We start from the raw sequence: 21,237 nt of genomic DNA, 5'->3' as shown, positions 1-21,237 counted from the left end.
GTTTACCGGATTTTTGCGGTCCTGAGACACATAACCTTCATACTGGTCACAACCCCACCAAAGCATTACAATACGCGGCTTGCAATCCTGAGCTGAGCAAGTCGATGACTAAAAAACTCCATATAAAAACCTGGGGCTGTCAGATGAACGAATACGATTCATCCAAGATGGCCGATCTGCTGGATTCAACCCACGGATACCAGCTGACAGAAAATGTGAAAGAAGCGGACGTGCTGCTGCTGAACACCTGTTCGATTCGTGAAAAAGCGCAGGAAAAAGTCTTTCACGTGTTAGGCCGCTGGAAGCTTCTCAAGCGAAAAAATCCGGACCTGATCATCGGCGTGGGTGGCTGCGTTGCGTCGCAGGAAGGCAAGCTGATCCGCCAGAGAGCCCCGTATGTGGATATTGTCTTTGGCCCTCAGACCCTGCACCGCCTGCCCGAGATGATCAATCAGGTTCGCGGCAACCGCAGCCCGGTCGTTGACGTTAGCTTCCCGGAAATCGAAAAGTTTGACCGTCTGCCTGAGCCGCGCGCCGATGGCCCGACCGCCTTCGTCTCAATCATGGAAGGCTGCAACAAATACTGTACTTACTGCGTGGTACCGTACACCCGTGGTGAAGAGGTCAGCCGCCCGGCAGATGACATTCTGTTTGAAATCGCACAGCTTGCCGCGCAGGGCGTTCGCGAAGTGAACCTGCTGGGCCAGAACGTTAACGCCTGGCGCGGGGAAAACTACGACGGCACCACCGGCAGCTTTGCCGAACTGCTGCGTCTGGTGGCCGCGATTGACGGTATCGACCGCATTCGCTTTACCACCAGCCATCCGATGGAATTTACCGACGACATTATTGACGTCTATCGCGATACGCCAGAGCTGGTGAGCTTCCTGCACCTGCCGATTCAGTGCGGCTCTGACCGCGTGCTGAACCTGATGGGCCGCCCGCATACGGTGCTGGAGTACAAGTCCACCATCCGCAAGCTGCGTGAAGCGCGTCCGGATATCCAGATTAGCTCCGACTTTATCGTCGGCTTCCCTGGCGAAACCGCTGATGACTTCGAGCGCACCATGAAGCTCATCGGTGAAGTGAATTTTGACGTCAGCTACAGCTTCATCTTCTCTGCGCGTCCTGGAACACCTGCGGCCGATATGGTTGACGATGTTCCGGAAGAAGAGAAGAAACAGCGTCTGTATATTCTGCAGGAGCGTATCCTTCAGCAAGCCAACGCCTGGAGCCGCCGCATGCTCGGCACCGTTCAGCGCATTCTGGTGGAAGGCACCTCACGCAAGAGCATTATGGAACTGTCCGGTCGTACCGAGAACAACCGCGTGGTGAACTTTGAAGGCACCCCGGATATGATCGGTAAATTCGTAGACGTCGAGATTGTCGAAGTGCTGACCAACTCGCTGCGCGCGAAGGTAGTCCGCACCGAGGACGAAATGGGCCTGCGCATTGCCGAGTCACCGGAATCAGTGATCTCGCGTACCCGTAAAGAAAACGATTCTGGCGTTGGGATTTACCAGCCTTAATCCTCATGGCCTGCCCTTCCGGCAGGCCTTGTATTTCCTCTCATCGTCCCCAATATCTTCCGCAACGCTTGCGCCTTTATTCTGTGGCGTGAATAATTTCGGTAATGACCGTTTTATTACGTCCTGTCGCAACGGATCGGTTAACCAATTAAAGAGGAACAGTTTGAACATAGATACGCGTGAAATTAGCCTTGAGCCAGCAGACAACGCTCGCCTGCTGAGCCTGTGCGGGCCGTTTGATGACAATATCAAACAACTGGAGCGACGTCTGGGTATCGAAATCAATCGTCGCGATAATCATTTCAAACTTACCGGACGCCCTATCTGCGTCAACGCCGCTGCGGATATTCTGCGTAGCCTGTATGTTGATACCGCCCCAATGCGCGGCGAAACGCAGGATATCGAACCGGAACAGATCCACCTCGCGATTAAAGAGGCGCGCGTGCTTGAGCAGAGCGCGGAGAGCGTCCCGGACTACGGCAAGGCCATTAACATCAAGACCAAACGTGGCGTCATTAAGCCGCGTACGCCAAACCAGGCGCAGTACATCGCCAATATCCTCGACCACGACATCACCTTCGGGGTGGGTCCGGCGGGGACGGGTAAAACCTATCTCGCCGTTGCCGCGGCGGTCGATGCGCTGGAGCGTCAGGAAATCCGTCGAATTCTGCTGACCCGTCCGGCCGTTGAGGCGGGTGAAAAACTGGGCTTCCTGCCAGGCGATCTGAGCCAGAAGGTCGACCCTTATCTGCGTCCTTTATACGATGCGCTGTTCGAAATGCTGGGCTTTGAGAAGGTCGAGAAGCTCATTGAACGTAACGTTATCGAAGTTGCCCCGCTCGCCTACATGCGCGGCCGTACGCTGAATGATGCGTTCATCATTCTCGATGAGAGCCAGAACACCACCATTGAACAGATGAAGATGTTCCTGACGCGTATTGGCTTTAACTCGAAAGCGGTGATTACCGGCGACGTCACTCAGATTGACCTGCCGCGCAGCACCAAATCCGGCCTGCGCCACGCCATTGAGGTGCTGGCCGAGGTCGACGAAATCAGCTTTAACTTCTTCCACAGTGAAGACGTGGTACGCCACCCGGTGGTCGCGCGTATCGTTAATGCCTATGAAGCCTGGGAAGAGGCGGATCAGAAGCGTAAGGCCGAACTGGCCGCAGAACGTAAGCGCGAAGCGCAGGAGCAAGAACAGAAATGAGTCAGGTGATCCTCGATTTACAGCTGGCCTGTGAAAACAATTCCGGCATGCCAGATGAGGCACAGTTTCAGACATGGCTGGATGCCGTTATTCCTCAGTTTCAGGAAGAATCAGAAGTTACGATTCGCCTGGTGGATGAAGCGGAAAGCCATGAGCTTAACCTGACCTATCGCGGGAAAGATAAGCCGACCAACGTGCTCTCTTTCCCGTTCGAAGCGCCGCCGGGCATCGAGATGCCGCTGCTGGGCGATCTGATCATCTGCCGTCAGGTGGTTGAGCAGGAAGCCAAAGAGCAGCAAAAGCCGCTTGAGGCCCACTGGGCGCATATGGTGGTACACGGCAGCCTGCATCTGCTCGGCTACGATCATATTGAAGACGACGAAGCGGAAGAGATGGAGTCCCTCGAGACAGAGATAATGCTTGCTCTGGGCTATGAGGATCCGTACATTGCCGAGAAAGAATAGTCCGTCACCTGACGGACTCCCCTGCCGCCACGAAAGGACATCGCGTGGCGGTAAACGTTGAACTAACAAGAGAACCCTTAACAAACGCCATGAGCGACGACAATTCACACAGTAGCGACACGACAACCAGTAAAAAGGGATTTTTCTCCCTCATTCTGAACCAGCTTTTCCACGGCGAACCGAAAAACCGTGATGAACTGCTGGAGCTGATTCGTGATTCCGGGCAGAACGACCTTATCGACGAAGATACGCGCGAAATGCTCGAAGGGGTTATGGACATCGCCGACCAGCGCGTTCGCGATATCATGATCCCCCGCTCGCAGATGATCACCCTGAAACGTAACCAGACGCTGGACGAGTGCCTCGATGTGATCATCGAATCCGCCCACTCGCGTTTCCCGGTCATCAGCGAAGACAAAGATCACATCGAAGGGATTTTGATGGCGAAAGATCTGCTGCCGTTTATGCGCAGCGATGCCGAAGCCTTCAGCATGGAAAAAGTGTTACGCCAGGCCGTGGTTGTGCCGGAAAGTAAACGTGTGGATCGGATGCTGAAAGAGTTTCGCTCTCAGCGTTACCACATGGCGATTGTTATTGATGAATTTGGTGGCGTTTCCGGTCTGGTCACGATCGAGGATATCCTTGAGCTGATCGTGGGCGAAATCGAAGACGAGTACGACGAAGAAGAAGATATCGACTTCCGTCAGCTTAGCCGCCACACCTGGACCGTGCGCGCGCTGGCCTCCATCGAAGACTTCAACGACGCCTTCGGAACCCACTTCAGCGATGAAGAGGTCGATACCATTGGCGGGCTGGTGATGCAGGCCTTTGGCCACCTCCCGGCGCGTGGAGAGACCGTTGACATCGACGGTTACCAGTTCAAAGTAGCCATGGCCGACAGCCGACGTATTATACAGGTTCACGTCAGAACGCCGGACGACTCACCGGTGCCAAAACTGGAAGATTAATGTAAATGGCATTTGCCCCATTGCTTGAACGCCAGCGCGTCCGTTTGCTGCTGGCGCTGTTACTCGGAGCCAGCGGTACGCTGGCTTTTTCTCCTTACGATATCTGGCCCGCGGCCATTCTCTCCCTGATGGGGCTTCAGGGTCTGACCCTGAACCGTCGTCCGGTACAGGCTGCCGCTATCGGCTACTTCTGGGGGCTGGGGCTGTTTGGCTCAGGCATCAACTGGGTTTATGTCAGCATCGCCCAGTTTGGCGGTATGCCTGGCCCGGTAAACGTCTTCCTGGTGGTACTGCTCGCCGCCTATCTCTCGCTCTATACCGGTCTGTTCGCCGGCATCCTTTCTCGCCTGTGGCCCAAAACCAACTGGCTGCGCGTCGCCATTGCCGCGCCGGTGGTCTGGCAGGTAACCGAGTTCCTGCGCGGCTGGGTGCTGACCGGCTTCCCGTGGCTGCAGTTCGGCTACAGCCAGATTGACGGCCCGCTGAAAGGCCTGGCACCGCTAATGGGTGTTGAAGCTATCAACTTCCTGCTGATGGTCGTGAGCGGCCTGCTGGTATTAGCGCTGGTCACGCGCGGCTGGAAACCGCTGGCTGTGGCGCTGGTGCTGTTCGCCCTGCCCTTCCCGCTGCGCTATATCCAGTGGTTCACGCCTGAACCCGATCGCGCCATGCGGGTTTCCATGGTGCAGGGGAATATCCCGCAGTCCATGAAGTGGGACGAAAAAGAGCTGCTGAATACGCTGAAGATCTACGCCAACGCCACCGAAGAGGTGATGGGTAAATCGCAGCTGATTATCTGGCCGGAGTCTGCGATCCCCGATCTGGAAATTAACCAGCAGCCGTTCCTCAATATGATGAACGATCTGCTGCTGGCCCGCGGCAGCACGCTGATCACCGGGATTGTCGATGCGCGTCTGAATCAGCAGAACCGCTACGACACCTACAACACCATCATTACGCTCGGCAAAGACAGCGAATACAGCTACCACTCCACTGACCGGTACAACAAGAACCACCTGGTGCCATTTGGTGAATTTGTGCCGCTGGAATCGATTCTGCGCCCGCTGGCCCCGTTCTTTGATTTGCCGATGTCCTCCTTCAGCCGCGGACCGTACGTTCAGCCTCAGCTGCACGCGCACGGCGCTGCCCTGACGCCGGCCATCTGCTACGAAATCATTCTCGGCGAGCAGGTGCGTGATAACTTCCGCCCGGATACGGACTATCTGCTGACTATCTCCAACGATGCCTGGTTTGGTAAGTCAATCGGCCCGTGGCAGCACTTCCAGATGGCTCGTATGCGCTCCCTGGAGCTGGCACGTCCGCTGCTGCGCAGCACCAACAACGGCATCACCGCCGTGATTGGTCCTCAGGGTGAAATTCAGGCGATGATCCCGCAGTTTACCCGTGAGGTACTGACCGCTAACGTCACGCCAACCACGGGACTGACGCCATACGCCCGTACCGGCAACTGGTCGCTGTGGATACTGACCGCGCTGTTCAGCTTTGGCGCGGTGCTGATGAGCCTGCGTCAGCGTCGTAAATAACCTTCCCTTCTGTTGCCGGGTGGCGGCTACGCCTTACCTGGCCTACATTTTTGCTCCCGTAGGTCGGGTAAGGCGTAGCCGCCACCCGACAATTCCCTCCAAATGCCCATTCTGGCACGCCTATTGCTTTGTTTATTCAGGTAAACGCAGTTTGGCTTGATGTGCAACTTTGTCGCACCAGCGTAGATCATCGGTAGCACCGAAACGGTGCAACGGGAGATATTTGCCTCTGAATGGTGCGGCGCGCTTCGCAAAAATAAACAATAACGCAGCAAAATCTTTACATTAAGCCAGACTAAATGTTAACAAGCTTGCATAACACTGCACTCGCATTGCGCGAGATATAACAACATCACAATGGGTATCAATGCGTCGCTGGCGCTGATAAAAAAGGAGTTGGGTATGCAATTACGTAAACTGGCCACAGCAATGCTGGTTATGGGAATGTCTGCTGGCGTGGTTCACGCTGAAGATGCGCCTGCAGCAGGCAGCACTCTCGACAAGATTGCCAAAAACGGCGTCATCGTGGTCGGCCACCGTGAATCTTCTGTCCCGTTCTCTTACTACGACAACACGCAAAAAGTCGTGGGCTATTCACAGGATTACTCCAACGCTATCGTTGAAGCCGTGAAGAAAAAGCTGAACAAACCTGACCTGCAGGTGAAGCTGATCCCTATCACTTCACAAAACCGTATTCCACTGTTGCAAAACGGCACCTTTGACTTCGAGTGTGGCTCCACCACCAACAACCTTGAGCGTCAGAAGCAGGCTGCCTTCTCGGATACCATCTTTGTCGTGGGCACCCGTCTGCTGACGAAGAAAGGCGGCGAGATTAAAGACTTCGCTGATCTGAAAGGCAAAGCGGTTGTTGTCACCTCCGGTACCACCTCAGAAGTGCTGCTGCACAAGCTGAACGACGAGAAAAAAATGGATATGCGCATCATCAGCGCGAAAGACCATGGCGACTCCTTCCGTACCCTGGAAAGCGGTCGTGCCGTCGCGTTTATGATGGATGATGCCCTGCTGGCGGGCGAGCGTGCGAAAGCGAAGAAACCTGACAACTGGGATATCGTCGGCACCGCGCAGTCGAAAGAAGCCTACGGCTGTATGCTGCGTAAAGACGACCCGCAGTTCAAAAAGCTGATCGATGACACCATCGCTCAGGTGCAGACCTCCGGCGAAGCGGAAAAATGGTTCGACAAGTGGTTCAAGAACCCGATTCCACCTAAAAACCTGAACATGAATTTTGAACTGTCTGACGACATGAAAGCGCTGTTCAAATCTCCAAATGACAAGGCTCTTAACTAATTAGAACAACAGGGGCGGGATCTCCTGCCCTCTCGATTGTCGGGAAGCATGGACAGACTATACGTTGAGTGGTCGTTCCCCACTCAGCGCGAAAAATGAGCTTCTCACCAATCTTCGAGGGTAGCGCTGCTACCCTTTTTTTTCTGGAGTTTATTATGTCAATCGACTGGAACTGGGGCATATTTCTGCAACAAGCCCCGTTCGGCAACACCACCTATCTTGGCTGGCTGTGGAGCGGCTTTCAGGTCACCGTGGCATTATCGATAACGGCGTGGATCATCGCGTTTCTTGTCGGTTCTTTGTTCGGTATTCTGCGCACCGTCCCTAACCGTTTTCTTTCAACACTCGGCACCCTGTATGTGGAACTGTTCCGTAACGTTCCGCTGATCGTGCAGTTCTTTACCTGGTATCTGGTTATCCCGGAACTGCTGCCGGAAAATATTGGCATGTGGTTCAAGTCGGAACTGGATCCGAACGTACAGTTCTTTGTCTCCTCCATGATGTGTCTGGGGCTGTTTACCGCTGCGCGCGTTTGCGAGCAGGTGCGTGCCGCCATTCAGTCATTGCCCCGTGGACAAAAAAATGCGGGTCTGGCGATGGGGTTAACCCTACCACAGACCTACCGCTACGTGCTGCTGCCTAACGCCTACCGCGTCATCGTTCCGCCGATGACCTCCGAGATGATGAACCTGGTGAAAAACTCGGCCATCGCCTCGACCATCGGCCTGGTCGATATGGCTGCGCAGGCGGGCAAGCTGCTGGATTACTCCGCTCACGCGTGGGAATCCTTCACCGCGATCACGCTCGCCTATGTTCTGATAAACGCTTTCATCATGCTGGTGATGAACCTGGTTGAACGCAAAATTCGCCTGCCGGGCAACATGGGGGGCAAATAATGTACGAATTTGACTGGAGTTCTATCGTTCCATCCATGCCTTACCTGCTTGATGGCCTGATGATTACCTTAAAAATCACCGTTATTGCCATCATCGTCGGTATCGTCTGGGGCACTCTGCTGGCCGTTATGCGACTGTCGAGCTTTAAGCCGCTCGCCTGGTTCGCGACCGCCTACGTTAACGTATTCCGCTCCATCCCGCTGGTGATGGTGCTGCTGTGGTTTTACCTGATTGTGCCCGGCTTCCTGCAGAACGTGCTGGGGCTGTCGCCGAAAACCGATATCCGTCTGATCTCGGCGATGGTAGCGTTCTCGATGTTTGAGGCCGCTTACTACTCAGAGATTATCCGAGCGGGCATTCAGAGTATCTCCCGCGGACAGTCCAGCGCTGCGCTGGCGCTAGGGATGACGCACTGGCAGTCCATGCAGCTCATTATTCTGCCGCAGGCGTTTCGCGCCATGGTTCCGCTCCTGCTGACCCAGGGTATCGTGCTGTTCCAGGATACCTCGCTGGTCTACGTTCTGAGCCTGGCAGACTTCTTCCGTACCGCGTCAACCATCGGTGAGCGTGATGGTACGCAGGTTGAGATGGTGCTCTTCGCGGGTGCGGTCTATTTTGTGATTAGTTTAAGCGCGTCGCTGTTGGTCAGCTGGCTGAAGAAAAGGACGGTATAATGATTTCCCTGAAAAATGTTTCTAAATGGTATGGGCACTTTCAGGTGCTGACCGACTGCTCCACCGAAGTGAAAAAAGGCGACGTGGTGGTAGTGTGCGGGCCGTCAGGTTCCGGTAAATCGACGCTGATCAAAACCGTCAACGGGCTGGAGCCAGTGCAGCAGGGTGAGATCGTCGTCAACGGTACTAAAGTCAACGACAAGAAAACCAACCTCGCCCAGCTTCGCTCTCACGTTGGCATGGTGTTCCAGCATTTTGAGCTGTTCCCTCACCTCTCTATTATTGAGAACCTCACGCTGGCGCAGGTAAAAGTGCTTAAGCGTGATAAAAAAGCGTCGCGCGAGAAAGGTCTGAAGCTCCTGGAACGCGTTGGGCTTTCTGCGCATGCCGATAAGTTCCCGGCACAGCTTTCTGGCGGCCAACAGCAGCGTGTGGCGATCGCCCGCGCGCTGTGCATGGATCCGGTGGCCATGCTGTTTGATGAGCCCACGTCGGCGCTCGATCCAGAGATGATCAACGAAGTGCTGGACGTGATGGTCGAGTTGGCGCACGAAGGAATGACGATGATGGTGGTGACCCACGAAATGGGCTTTGCCCGTAAAGTGGCAAACCGCGTGATCTTTATGGACGAAGGGAAAATTGTCGAAGACTCGCCGAAAGAAGAGTTCTTCGCTAACCCGAAATCCGAGCGTGCGAAAGATTTCCTCGCGAAAATCCTGCACTAATCTTCCCGGTGCGCAATCTGCGGATTGCGCACTGCTTCACGCTTTCACTCACTTCCTCTCGTCGGCGTCACATTGCAGCGTTAACCTTGTCACAAAATAACGCTACGTATGGAGAACGCTATGGCACAGCCTATTATTCTCGATTGCGATCCGGGTCATGATGACGCGATCGCGCTCGTCCTTGCACTTGCCTCCCCTGAACTCGACGTCAAAGCCGTCACCTCTTCTGCCGGAAACCAGACGCCGGATAAAACCCTGTGTAACGTTTTACGTATGCTGACGTTGCTCAAACGCACCGATATTCCCGTCGCTGGTGGAGCCCTCAAGCCCCTGATGCGTGAATTAATTATCGCGGATAACGTGCATGGTGAAAGCGGGCTGGACGGTCCGGTGCTGCCGGAGCCGGGCTTCACGCCGCAAAACTGCACCGCCGTGGAGCTGATGGCGAAGGTGCTGCGCGAGAGCGCGGAACCCGTGACGTTGGTGGCTACCGGGCCGCAAACCAACGTCGCGCTGCTGCTGAACAGCCACCCTGAACTGCACAGCAAAATAGCCCGTATCGTCATCATGGGCGGGGCCATGGGGCTGGGTAACTGGACCCCTGCGGCGGAGTTCAACATTTTTGTCGACCCGGAAGCAGCTGAGATTGTCTTCCAGTCCGGCTTACCGATTGTAATGGCGGGGCTGGACGTGACCCATCGCGCGCAGATTATGGCGGACGACATTGAGCGCTTCCGCTCCGTTGGTAATCCGGTCGCGACAACCGTGGCCGAGCTGCTCGACTTCTTTATGGAGTATCACAAAGCCGAGAAATGGGGATTCCACGGCGCGCCCCTGCACGACCCGTGCACCATTGCCTGGCTGTTAAAGCCTGAGATATTCACCACGGTTGACCGCTGGGTTGGCGTGGAAACGCAGGGAAAATACACCCAGGGAATGACGGTGGTGGATTATTACTCGCTGACGGGGAATACGCCGAATACTACCGTGATGGTGGACATCGACCGGGAGGCGTTTGTGGATTTGCTGGCGGAGAGACTGGCTTACTATAGTGCGGCCTGATGCCCTCACTCCGGCCCTCTCCCACGGGGAGAGGGAGCAAACCTGCGCTTTTACCTAGGGCTCAAACGGACGACGCTGGAACTGATCGTGGCCGCATTTTGGGCACAGCGACAGAACCTCCGGCGTATACACCGCAATATGGTGGTGGCAATTCTCGCACACCAGATTTCCCAGCCCGACCACCTCACCGCTGTGGTACACACCATGGTGGTTCAAATCCTGAAAGACCTCGCGCCACTCCAGCTGCGTTTTATCCGTAATATCGGCCAGCTCCTGCCACAGGCTCTCTTTAATCACCCGCATGAAAACGCTGTCCGTGACCTCCTCCTGGCTCTCCTGGTAGCTGCGCGCGAACTCTTCCAGATCGCGACGCACGGCGCGCGTCACCTCTTCCACTTCGGTTCGCGTTAACTCACCCGTTTGCGACACGCGGGCACGCGCCTGCTCCACCAGCGCATCGATATCGCGCTCGCCGTTACGCAGTCGTTCCGTCAGTGTCGCCACCAGTTCGCGGTAAAATTGAGCAACCTTGTTCATCATTTTGCCTCCCGGGTAAGTAACTATTTCTAATAATAGACCTTATTTCATCGCCGCTTTGTCAGGTGAAGCACAGACCCGGTAAATTCCTGCAAAGCGCATTTGTGCGAAAGGCTGTTTTGACGCGGGCGTTTGGGCTATGCTATGCGGATCTGAATGACCACATCCATTGGCTACATTTGTAGCTGTATTGAAAACAGGACCACTGGCTGCCATGCAAGAGCAATACCGCCCGGAAGAGATAGAATCAAAAGTCCAGCAACACTGGGACGAGAAGCGCACCTTTGAAGTAACCGAAGACGAGAGCAAAGAGAAGTATTACTGCCTGTCGATGCTTCCCTATCCTTCTGGTCGACTACACATGGGCCATGTGCGTAACTACACCATTGGCGATGTGATCGCACGTTACCAGCGCATGCTGGGCAAAAACGTTCTGCAGCCTATCGGCTGGGATGCGTTCGGTCTGCCTGCGGAAGGCGCGGCGGTCAAAAACAACACCGCACCGGCCCCGTGGACATACGACAACATCGCGTACATGAAAAACCAGCTCAAAATGCTGGGCTTTGGCTATGACTGGAGCCGCGAGCTGGCAACCTGTACCCCGGAATACTACCGCTGGGAGCAGAAGTTCTTCACCGAGCTGTACAAAAAAGGCCTGGTGTATAAGAAGACCTCTGCCGTTAACTGGTGTCCGAATGACCAGACCGTTCTCGCGAACGAACAGGTTATCGATGGCTGCTGCTGGCGCTGTGACACCAAAGTTGAGCGTAAAGAGATCCCACAGTGGTTTATCAAAATCACCGCTTACGCTGATGAGCTGCTGAACGATCTGGATAACCTCGACCACTGGCCAGATACCGTTAAGACCATGCAGCGCAACTGGATCGGCCGTTCTGAAGGCGTGGAGATTACCTTCAACGTTGAGAACTACGACCAGACTCTGACTGTCTACACCACCCGTCCGGACACCTTCATGGGCGCGACCTACCTGGCCGTGGCCGCAGGTCACCCGCTGGCGCAGAAAGCGGCAGAAAACAATCCGGAACTGGCTACCTTCATCGATGAGTGCCGCAACACCAAAGTGGCCGAAGCCGACATGGCAACGATGGAGAAAAAAGGCGTTGCGACAGGCTTCTATGCTAAGCATCCACTGACTGGTGAAGCGATCCCGGTCTGGGCAGCGAACTTCGTGCTGATGGAGTACGGTACAGGCGCGGTAATGGCTGTTCCGGGCCATGATCAGCGCGACTACGAGTTTGCCACCAAATACAACCTGCCTATTAAAGCCGTTATTCTGGCCGCCGATGGTTCTGAACCAGACCTGTCCGAAAACGCGCTGACTGAAAAAGGCACCCTGTTCAACTCCGGTGAATTCAGTGGTCTGAGCTTCGAAGAAGGCTTCAACGCCATCGCCGATAAGCTGGCCTCCCTTGGCGTGGGTGAGCGTAAAGTTAACTTCCGTCTGCGCGACTGGGGCGTTTCCCGTCAGCGTTACTGGGGTGCGCCAATCCCGATGGTGACGCTGGAAGATGGCACCGTGATGCCAACGCCAGAAGATCAGCTGCCGGTGATCCTGCCGGAAGACGTCGTCATGGACGGCATCACCAGCCCGATCAAAGCCGATCCTGAGTGGGCAAAAACCACCGTCAACGGTCAGCCTGCGCTGCGCGAAACCGACACCTTTGACACCTTTATGGAGTCATCCTGGTACTATGCGCGCTACACCTGCCCGCAGTATCAGGAAGGTATGCTGGATTCCAAAGCGGCAAACTACTGGCTGCCGGTAGATATCTACATTGGCGGCATCGAACACGCCATCATGCACCTGCTCTACTTCCGCTTCTTCCACAAGCTGATGCGCGATGCGGGCATGGTGAACTCTGACGAACCTGCAAAACAGCTGCTGTGCCAGGGCATGGTGCTGGCGGATGCCTTCTATTACGTCGGTGCCAACGGCGAGCGTAACTGGGTGTCTCCGGTTGACGCGATCGTTGAACGCGACGAGAAGGGCCGTATCGTGAAGGCCAAAGACGCCGAAGGTCATGAGCTGGTCTACACCGGCATGAGCAAGATGTCTAAGTCGAAAAACAACGGTATCGACCCGCAGGTGATGGTTGAGCGTTACGGTGCAGATACCGTGCGTCTGTTCATGATGTTTGCTTCTCCGGCGGACATGACGCTGGAGTGGCAGGAGTCTGGCGTGGAAGGTGCAAACCGCTTCCTGAAACGCGTCTGGAAACTGGTTTACGAGCACACCTCACTGGGCGATGCCCCGGCGCTGAATGCCGCCGCACTGACTGAAGATCAGCAGGCGCTGCGTCGCGATGTTCATAAAACGATTGCGAAAGTGACCGATGATATTGGTCGTCGTCAGACCTTCAATACCGCAATTGCGGCTATTATGGAACTGATGAACAAGCTGGCGAAGGCTCCGCAGGACGGCGAGCAGGATCGTGCTTTAATGCGTGAAGCGCTGCTGGCCGTTGTTCGCATGCTGAACCCGTTCACGCCGCACGTTAGCTTTACCCTGTGGCAGGAGCTGAAAGGCGAAGGCGATATCGACAACGCGCCGTGGCCGCAGGCTGACGAAGCCGCGATGGTGGAAAACACCACGCTGGTCGTGGTCCAGGTGAACGGCAAAGTCCGCGGTAAAATTACCGTGGCGGTCGATGCAACCGAAGAACAGGTTCGCGAGCGCGCGGGCCAGGAACCTCTGGTCGCTAAATATCTTGAGGGCGTTACCGTACGTAAAGTGATCTACGTACCGGGTAAACTGCTCAATCTGGTCGTTGGCTAAGCGCGGGAGGAAACGTGCGACAACTGGCAACAATACTCTTATCACTGGCGGTGCTTGTCACCGCTGGCTGTGGCTGGCACCTGCGCAATACCACGGCGGTGCCCGCTGAGATGAAAACGATGATGTTCGACTCATCAGATCCGAATGGTCCACTGAGCCGGGCAATTCGTAATCAGCTGCGTCTGAACGGCGTTGAGCTTGTCGAGAAACAGACGCTGCGTCAGGATGTACCGTCTCTGCGTGTGACAGGAAGTGGTCTGTCGAAAGATACAGCCTCTATCTTCCAGGATGGACGTACCGCAGAGTATCAGATGGTACTGACGGTCAACGCAGCAGTCCTGATCCCGGGTAAAGACATCTACCCGATCAGCACGAAAGTATACCGTTCGTTCTTCGATAACCCGCAGACGGCGCTGGCAAAAGATGCCGAACAGCAGATTATCATCAACGAAATGTACGACAAGGCGGCGGAACAGCTGATCCGTAAACTGCCAAGTATTGCAGCGTCAACCAAACAAGGATCTGACATTGTTGATAAACCGGTTGATGGCACGCTTCCTGCTGCTAACTCTCTGGGTAAATGATGATCAGGCTGTATCCTGAACAACTCCGCGCGCAGCTCAATGAAGGGCTGCGCGCGGCGTATCTGCTTCTTGGAAACGATCCGTTATTGCTTCAGGAAAGCCTGGATGCCGTGCGGCATGCCGCCGCCGCGCAGGGCTTTGATGAACATCACACCGTCCAGTTGGATAACAACACCGACTGGAACGCCCTCTTCTCGCTCTGTCAGGCGATGAGCCTTTTCGCATCGCGCCAGACAATTCAGATCCTGCTGCCGGAGAACGGCCCTAACGCGGCCATGAACGAGCAGCTCGCTACGCTGGTCAGCCTCTTACACAGCGATCTGCTCTTTATTGTGCGTGGCAACAAGCTGACCAAAGCGCAGGAAAACGCGGCCTGGTTTACCCAACTCGCGACCCACGCGGTGCTGGTCACCTGTCAGACGCCTGAGCAGGCACATCTGCCTAAATGGGTCGCCGCGAGAGCGAAACAGCACAACCTTCAGCTGGATGACGCGGCGAATCAACTGCTTTGCTACTGCTATGAAGGTAATCTGCTGGCCCTGGCGCAGGCGCTGGACAGACTCTCCCTGCTCTGGCCGGATGGCAAGCTGACCTTGCCGCGCGTCGAGCAGGCCGTTAACGACGCGGCGCACTTTACGCCGTTCCACTGGGTGGATGCGCTACTGTCGGCGAAGAGCAAACGCGCCCTGCATATTCTGCAACAGCTGCGTCTTGAAGGGAGCGAACCCGTTATTCTGCTGCGAACCGTGCAGCGCGAATTACTGCTGCTGATTACGCTCAAGCGTCAGTCTGCCCATACGCCGCTGCGTTCGCTGTTTGATAAACACCGCGTGTGGCAAAATCGCCGGGCTTTGACCACCGAGGCCGTCAACCGCCTGAGTCATGAACAGCTTCGTCAGGCTGTACAGCTTCTGATGCGCGCTGAGCTCACGTTAAAACAAGATTACGGCCAGTCGGTCTGGGCGGAGCTGGAAAGCCTTTCTCTGCTGCTCTGCCACAAGGCGCTGGCAGACGTTTTTATTGATGGATAGTATGCATTCTTTACAGGCCTTGTATGGCGGCACCTTCGACCCGGTACATTACGGGCACCTGAAGCCGGTTGAAATTCTGGCGAATCTGATCGGCCTTCAGCGCGTCACCATCATGCCCAACAATGTCCCGCCCCATCGTCCACAGCCCGAGGCGACCAGCGAGCAGCGAAAAGCGATGCTCGCCCTTGCCATCGCAGATAAACCGCTCTTCCAACTTGATGAGCGTGAGCTGCGTCGCGACACGCCCTCCTGGACGTCACAGACGCTTCAGGAGTGGCGCGCAGAACAGGGTCCAGACCAGCCGCTGGCGTTTATTATCGGCCAGGATTCCCTGCTGAATTTACCCACATGGCATCAGTATGAAACCATCCTGGAGAACAGCCATCTGCTCGTCTGCCGCCGCCCTGGCTATCCTCTGACCATGCGTGAAGCGCAGTACCAGCAGTGGCTGGAAGATCATCTCACCGATAATGTTGAAGATCTTCACAATCGGCCTGCCGGGAAGATCTATCTGGCGGAAACGCCGTGGTTCGATATCTCTGCAACCCTCATACGTGAGCGTTTACAGCAGGGTTTAGCCTGTGACGATCTACTGCCAGCCCCGGTGCTGGCGTATATCCATACGCACGGGTTGTATCAGAAAAGCGCAGATGAATAGCCGGAGGGCATAAAAAGCGGCTTATTGTTTATCCTGCCTTGACAGGTTAAGCCATACTGTTATTCTCCGCTGCCAGACTTTCCCGCCGATCATTGCTTTACAGAAATTGTTTTACAAAAATGGCGATGCAATCTCAGGCAGAGGGTGGGATGATACCCGCCTTCAAAAGCCCGGTCGGAGACATTTGTCCCGACACAGGCGTGAGTTCAGGTATACTGTCTGGCTACGAATTCAACGTTTTACAATCTCATTCACCCCAGGGGGAAAACTTGCAGGGTAAAGCACTCCAGGATTTTGTTATTGACAAAATTGATGACCTGAAAGGTCAGGACATCATCGCTATCGACGTTAAGGGTAAATCCAGTATTACCGACTGCATGATCATCTGCACCGGTACATCTACGCGTCATGTTGTTTCGATTGCCGATCACGTGGTTCAGGAATCGCGTGCAGCAGGACTGTTGCCACTGGGTGTTGAAGGTGAAGCAACGGCTGACTGGGTGGTTGTCGACCTCGGCGATGTAATTGTCCACGTCATGCAGGACGAGAGCCGTCGCCTGTATGAGCTGGAAAAACTCTGGGGTTAATGCGTGAAGTTGCAGCTGGTCGCCGTCGGCACCAAAATGCCGGACTGGGTACAAACCGGTTTTACTGAATATCTGCGTCGTTTTCCAAAAGACATGCCGTTCGAACTGGTGGAAATTCCCGCCGGTAAGCGCGGCAAGAACGCGGATATCAAACGTATTCTCGATAAAGAGGGCGAACTGATGCTGGCTGCCGCAGGCAAAAACCGCATCGTCACCCTCGATATTCCAGGAAAACCCTGGGATACGCCGCAACTGGCGCACGAACTGGAGCGCTGGAAGCAGGATGGCCGTGACGTCAGTCTGTTGATTGGCGGTCCAGAAGGGTTATCCCCCGCCTGCAAAGCGGCGGCTGAACAAAGTTGGTCCCTCTCCGCGCTGACGCTTCCCCACCCGCTCGTTCGGGTACTGGTGGCAGAGAGCCTGTATCGCGCGTGGAGCATTACTACCAACCACCCCTATCACCGCGAGTAATGACTGACCAGGGTAGATTAAGCAGCGGATGAAACTACAGAATTCTTTTCGCGACTATACGGCTGAGTCCGCGCTGTTTGTGCGCCGGGCGCTGGTCGCCTTTACCGGGATTTTGCTGCTTACCGGCGTGCTGATCGCCAACCTTTATAATCTGCAAATTGTCCGCTTTACCGACTACCAGACGCGTTCAAACGAAAACCGTATCAAGCTGGTGCCTATCGCCCCCAGCCGCGGCATTATTTACGATCGTAACGGCACACCGCTGGCGTTAAACCGCACCATCTATCAAATCGAGATGATGCCGGAAAAAGTCGATAATGTTCAGGATACGCTGGAAGCGCTGAAAAGCGTTGTCGACCTTAACGATGACGATATCGCGGCCTTCAAAAAAGAGCGCTCCCGCTCTCACCGTTTCACCTCCATTCCGGTTAAAACCAACCTGACGGAAGTCCAGGTGGCCCGCTTTGCGGTAAACCAATACCGCTTCCCCGGCGTGGAAGTGAAGGGTTATAAGCGTCGCTACTACCCCTACGGCTCCGCGCTGACGCATGTGATTGGCTACGTCTCCAAGATTAACGACAAAGACGTCGACCGCCTTGATAAAGACGGCAAGCTGGCAAACTACGCGGCAACGCACGATATCGGTAAGCTGGGGATCGAACGTTACTACGAAGACGTTTTGCACGGGCAAACCGGCTATGAAGAAGTTGAGGTTAACAACCGCGGCCGAGTGATCCGCCAGCTGAAAGAAGTCCCTCCTCAGGCGGGGCATGACGTCTATCTGACCCTCGACCTTAAGCTGCAGCAGTATATTGAAACCCTGCTGGCGGGCAGCCGTGCAGCCGTTGTGGTCACCGATCCTCGTACCGGCGGCATCCTGGCAATGGTTTCCATGCCTAGCTATGACCCGAACCTGTTCGTTGATGGCATTTCCAGTAAAGACTATTCCGGTCTGCTGAATGACCCGAACACGCCGCTGGTGAACCGCGCGACGCAAGGGGTTTATCCGCCGGCATCAACGGTTAAACCGTACGTGGCGGTTTCTGCGCTGAGTGCCGGCGTAATTAACCGTAATACCAGTCTGTTTGACCCGGGCTGGTGGCAACTGCCTGGTTCAGATAAACGCTATCGTGACTGGAAAAAATGGGGCCACGGTCATCTGAACGTCACCAAATCGCTGGAAGAATCTGCGGATACCTTCTTCTATCAGGTGGCGTATGACATGGGGATCGACCGCCTGTCAGAGTGGATGAGCAAATTCGGTTACGGGCATTACACCGGCGTTGACCTCTCCGAAGAACGTTCTGGCAACATGCCAACGCGTGAATGGAAGCTGAAGCGCTTTAAAAAACCGTGGTATCAGGGTGACACCATTCCGGTGGGTATCGGCCAGGGCTACTGGACGGCAACACCGCTTCAGATGAACAAGGCCATGATGATCCTCATCAATGACGGCGTGGTAAAAGTGCCGCATCTGCTGCAGAGCACGGTTGAAGACGGCAAAAAAGTGCCGTGGAACCAGCCGCATGAGGCCCCGGTGGGTGACATTCATTCCGGCTTCTGGGAAATTGCGAAAGACGGTATGTACGGCGTGGCAAACCGCCCGAACGGTACCGCGCATAAGTACTTCACCGGTACACCGTACAAAGTGGCCGCAAAATCCGGTACTGCGCAGGTGTTCGGTCTGAAAGCCAACGAAACCTATAACGCGCACCGCATTGCTGAACGTCTGCGTGACCATAAGCTGATGACGGCGTTTGCCCCTTATGATAACCCGCAGGTCGCGGTGGCGATGATTCTGGAGAACGGCGGTGCCGGTCCAGCTGTAGGGACCATCATGCGCCAGATCCTTGACCACATTATGCTGGGTGATAACAACACCGAACTGCCGGCTGAAAACCCGGCCGCCGCTGCGGCGGAGGACCAATAATCATGACGGATAATCCAAATAAAAAATCGCTGTGGGACAAAATCCACATCGACCCAGCCATGCTGCTGATCCTGCTGGCCCTGCTGGTTTACAGCGCCCTGGTTATCTGGAGCGCGAGCGGCCAGGACATCGGCATGATGGAGCGCAAAATCGGCCAGATCGCCATGGGTCTGATCATTATGGTGGTAATGGCGCAGATCCCGCCGCGCGTCTACGAAGGCTGGGCGCCCTACCTCTACATCTTCTGTATTATTTTGCTGGTTGCGGTAGATGCGTTTGGCGCCATTTCAAAAGGGGCGCAGCGCTGGCTGGATTTGGGGATTGTCCGCTTCCAGCCCTCGGAGATTGCCAAAATCGCCGTGCCATTAATGGTGGCACGCTTTATCAACCGCGACGTCTGTCCGCCATCTCTGAAAAATACCGCTATCGCGCTGGTGCTGATTTTCCTGCCAACGCTGCTGGTTGCGGCACAGCCTGACCTGGGGACCTCAATCCTTATTGCCCTCTCCGGCCTGTTTGTCCTGTTCCTGTCGGGACTGAGCTGGCGCCTGATTGGTATCGCGGTGGTGCTGATTGCGGCGTTCATCCCTATCCTCTGGTTCTTCCTGATGCATGACTACCAGCGCCAGCGCGTCATGATGCTACTCGATCCGGAAACCGATCCGCTGGGCGCGGGCTATCATATTATTCAGTCCAAGATTGCGATTGGCTCCGGGGGCCTGCGCGGTAAAGGCTGGCTGCACGGTACGCAGTCGCAGCTGGAATTTTTACCGGAACGCCACACCGATTTTATCTTTGCTGTACTGGCGGAAGAGCTGGGGCTGGTTGGCATTCTGATACTTCTTGCGCTGTATGTCCTGCTGATCATGCGGGGATTGTGGATTGCAGCGCGTGCACAAACCACGTTTGGTCGCGTCATGGCTGGCGGGTTGATGCTGATTTTATTCGTTTATGTCTTCGTAAATATTGGTATGGTGAGTGGTATTCTGCCGGTGGTAGGCGTACCGCTGCCGCTGGTGAGTTACGGAGGCTCGGCACTGATCGTGTTGATGGCCGGGTTTGGTATCGTGATGTCGATCCATACCCACAGAAAAATGTTGTCAAAAAGCGTATAAAAATAAGGGGATCGGAATGCGTAAGCAGTGGCTGGGGATCTGCATCGCGGCAAGTTTACTTGCGGCCTGCACAAGTGATGATGGTCAGCAACAGGCAACCGTCGCGCCGCCGCAGCCTGCGGTGTGTAATGGCCCGATCGTTGAAATCAGCGGTGCCGATCCCGTTTATGAACCGCTGAATGCCAGTGCCAATCAGGATTACGAGCGCGACGGCAAAAGCTATAAAATTGTTCAGGATCCTTCCCGTTTCAGTCAGGCAGGCTTTGCCGCCATTTATGATGCCGAGCCAGGCAGTAACCTGACGGCTTCCGGGGAGGCGTTCGACCCAATGCAACTGACGGCGGCACACCCAACGCTGCCGATTCCGAGCTACGCCCGTATCACCAACCTGGCGAATGGCCGCATGATTGTCGTGCGTATCAACGACCGCGGCCCGTACGGGAATGACCGGGTGATCTCCCTCTCGCGCGCGTCTGCCGATCGCCTGAACACCTCGAACAACACCAAAGTTCGTATTGACCCGATTATCGTCGCGCAGGATGGTTCGCTCTCCGGACCGGGTACCGCATGTACGACGGTGGCGAAACAGACCTATGCCCTTCCTGACCGCCCGAATCTTGACGGCGGAATGGGAAGCGTCTCGTCTCCGGCAGAGCCTGCTCAGCCGGGAGGAGAAATACGCCCGATCAGCAATGACACGCTGCAAAGCGAGGATGCTACCGGCGCACCGGTAAAGAGTAGCGGCTTTCTTGGCGCACCGACGACCTTAGCCGCGGGCGTGCTGGAAGGCAGTGAACCCACTCCAGCCCCTGCACCCGTCGCTGCGCCAGCGACCCAGCCGGCTCCCGTAACGGCGCCAGCGGCCACGCAAAGTGCGGCGGTGGCGGCTCCAGCAGCGGCCAGCGGAAGCTATGTGGTTCAGGTAGGCGCAGTGAGCGATCAGGCACGGGCCAAACAGTATCAACAGCGTCTGAGCCAGCAGTTTGGCGTACCAGGACGCGTTGAGCAGAACGGCGCGGTCTGGCGCATTCAGATGGGGCCGTTTGCCAGCAAATCGCAGGCAGCATCCCTGCAGCAGCGTCTGCAGAATGAAGCTCAACTTCAGTCATTTATCGCTGTTGCGAAATAATTAACCGGCGGTATCCGA

Annotated in this window: 20 protein-coding genes; 19 read left to right on the top strand and 1 reads right to left on the bottom strand. The window is 55.5% G+C overall.

Annotated features, from left to right (window positions below; genetic code table 11):
- The first annotated feature begins 104 nt into the window (after nucleotides 1–104).
- The 10 genes from miaB (at nucleotide 105) to rihA (ending at nucleotide 10,380) form a co-directional block, all read left to right on the top strand.
- Complete coding sequence (gene miaB, locus P349_RS23410) at nucleotides 105–1,529, top strand: tRNA (N6-isopentenyl adenosine(37)-C2)-methylthiotransferase MiaB (protein WP_024907023.1); 1,425 nt, start codon at nucleotides 105–107, stop codon at nucleotides 1,527–1,529.
- A gap of 163 nt (nucleotides 1,530–1,692) precedes the next feature.
- Entirely contained in the window at nucleotides 1,693–2,739 is a 1,047-nt protein-coding gene (locus tag P349_RS23415) for a PhoH family protein (protein ID WP_023310759.1), read from the top strand.
- Entirely contained in the window at nucleotides 2,736–3,203 is a 468-nt protein-coding gene (ybeY, locus tag P349_RS23420; protein WP_032649547.1) for an rRNA maturation RNase YbeY, read from the top strand. The genes P349_RS23415 and ybeY overlap by 4 nt, the downstream gene beginning before the upstream one ends.
- Before the next feature lie 89 nt (nucleotides 3,204–3,292).
- Nucleotides 3,293–4,171, top strand: coding sequence for a CNNM family magnesium/cobalt transport protein CorC (gene corC, locus P349_RS23425; RefSeq protein WP_021242574.1), 879 nt, complete (start codon nucleotides 3,293–3,295; stop codon nucleotides 4,169–4,171).
- A gap of 5 nt (nucleotides 4,172–4,176) precedes the next feature.
- Entirely contained in the window at nucleotides 4,177–5,715 is a 1,539-nt protein-coding gene (gene lnt, locus P349_RS23430; protein WP_032649548.1) for an apolipoprotein N-acyltransferase, read from the top strand.
- A 402-nt stretch (nucleotides 5,716–6,117) separates the two neighbouring features.
- Nucleotides 6,118–7,023, top strand: a complete 906-nt coding sequence (locus P349_RS23435) for an amino acid ABC transporter substrate-binding protein (protein ID WP_008501049.1) — start codon at nucleotides 6,118–6,120, stop codon at nucleotides 7,021–7,023.
- Nucleotides 7,024–7,178: 155 nt separating this feature from the next.
- Nucleotides 7,179–7,919 carry a glutamate/aspartate ABC transporter permease GltJ gene (gene gltJ / locus P349_RS23440; protein WP_008501048.1) on the top strand — a complete coding sequence of 247 codons (741 nt, stop codon included), beginning with the start codon at nucleotides 7,179–7,181 and terminating at the stop codon, nucleotides 7,917–7,919.
- Nucleotides 7,919–8,593 carry a glutamate/aspartate ABC transporter permease GltK gene (gene gltK / locus P349_RS23445; protein ID WP_032649550.1) on the top strand — a complete coding sequence of 225 codons (675 nt, stop codon included), beginning with the start codon at nucleotides 7,919–7,921 and terminating at the stop codon, nucleotides 8,591–8,593. The genes gltJ and gltK overlap by 1 nt, the downstream gene beginning before the upstream one ends.
- The gene (locus P349_RS23450) at nucleotides 8,593–9,318 is read left to right on the top strand and encodes an amino acid ABC transporter ATP-binding protein (RefSeq protein ID WP_014883001.1); all 726 of its coding nucleotides are present in this window, start codon (nucleotides 8,593–8,595) and stop codon (nucleotides 9,316–9,318) included. Before gltK ends, P349_RS23450 begins: the two co-directional genes overlap by 1 nt.
- A 120-nt stretch (nucleotides 9,319–9,438) precedes the next feature.
- Complete coding sequence (gene rihA, locus P349_RS23455) at nucleotides 9,439–10,380, top strand: pyrimidine-specific ribonucleoside hydrolase RihA (protein ID WP_032649552.1); 942 nt, start codon at nucleotides 9,439–9,441, stop codon at nucleotides 10,378–10,380.
- Between the two features lie 54 nt (nucleotides 10,381–10,434).
- On the opposite strand, the gene P349_RS23460 is transcribed toward rihA, so the two are convergent.
- Nucleotides 10,435–10,917, bottom strand: coding sequence for a zinc ribbon-containing protein (locus P349_RS23460; protein WP_023617134.1), 483 nt, complete (start codon nucleotides 10,915–10,917; stop codon nucleotides 10,435–10,437).
- A 214-nt stretch (nucleotides 10,918–11,131) separates the two neighbouring features.
- Between P349_RS23460 and leuS the strand changes: the two genes are divergently transcribed.
- From leuS to rlpA, 9 genes are all read left to right on the top strand, one after another.
- Nucleotides 11,132–13,714, top strand: coding sequence for a leucine--tRNA ligase (leuS, locus tag P349_RS23465; RefSeq protein WP_032649554.1), 2,583 nt, complete (start codon nucleotides 11,132–11,134; stop codon nucleotides 13,712–13,714).
- Nucleotides 13,715–13,728: 14 nt separating this feature from the next.
- Nucleotides 13,729–14,298, top strand: coding sequence for an LPS assembly lipoprotein LptE (gene lptE, locus P349_RS23470; protein ID WP_032649557.1), 570 nt, complete (start codon nucleotides 13,729–13,731; stop codon nucleotides 14,296–14,298).
- A complete protein-coding gene (gene holA, locus P349_RS23475; protein ID WP_032649560.1) occupies nucleotides 14,298–15,329 on the top strand; it encodes a DNA polymerase III subunit delta in 1,032 nt (343 codons plus the stop codon). Before lptE ends, holA begins: the two co-directional genes overlap by 1 nt.
- On the top strand, nucleotides 15,322–15,987 hold the full coding sequence (gene nadD / locus P349_RS23480; RefSeq protein ID WP_032649561.1) for a nicotinate-nucleotide adenylyltransferase: 666 nt from the start codon (nucleotides 15,322–15,324) through the stop codon (nucleotides 15,985–15,987). Before holA ends, nadD begins: the two co-directional genes overlap by 8 nt.
- Before the next feature lie 269 nt (nucleotides 15,988–16,256).
- Nucleotides 16,257–16,574, top strand: coding sequence for a ribosome silencing factor (rsfS, locus tag P349_RS0123970; protein WP_023334893.1), 318 nt, complete (start codon nucleotides 16,257–16,259; stop codon nucleotides 16,572–16,574).
- A 3-nt stretch (nucleotides 16,575–16,577) separates the two neighbouring features.
- A complete protein-coding gene (gene rlmH, locus P349_RS23485) occupies nucleotides 16,578–17,045 on the top strand; it encodes a 23S rRNA (pseudouridine(1915)-N(3))-methyltransferase RlmH (protein WP_003858701.1) in 468 nt (155 codons plus the stop codon).
- 28 nt (nucleotides 17,046–17,073) lie between these two features.
- Nucleotides 17,074–18,975, top strand: coding sequence for a peptidoglycan DD-transpeptidase MrdA (gene mrdA / locus P349_RS23490; RefSeq protein ID WP_032649564.1), 1,902 nt, complete (start codon nucleotides 17,074–17,076; stop codon nucleotides 18,973–18,975).
- 2 nt (nucleotides 18,976–18,977) lie between these two features.
- On the top strand, nucleotides 18,978–20,090 hold the full coding sequence (mrdB, locus tag P349_RS23495) for a peptidoglycan glycosyltransferase MrdB (RefSeq protein WP_008501037.1): 1,113 nt from the start codon (nucleotides 18,978–18,980) through the stop codon (nucleotides 20,088–20,090).
- Between the two features lie 16 nt (nucleotides 20,091–20,106).
- Complete coding sequence (gene rlpA, locus P349_RS23500) at nucleotides 20,107–21,219, top strand: endolytic peptidoglycan transglycosylase RlpA (protein ID WP_024907015.1); 1,113 nt, start codon at nucleotides 20,107–20,109, stop codon at nucleotides 21,217–21,219.
- The last annotated feature ends 18 nt before the right edge of the window (nucleotides 21,220–21,237 follow it).

The sequence above is a fragment of the Enterobacter sp. DC4 genome (assembly GCF_000568095.1).
In the GTDB taxonomy this organism is placed as follows: Bacteria; Pseudomonadota; Gammaproteobacteria; order Enterobacterales; family Enterobacteriaceae; genus Enterobacter; species Enterobacter pseudoroggenkampii.
Note: the sequence above shows the minus strand (reverse complement) of the source record. Positions and strands in the feature narration are given on the sequence as shown.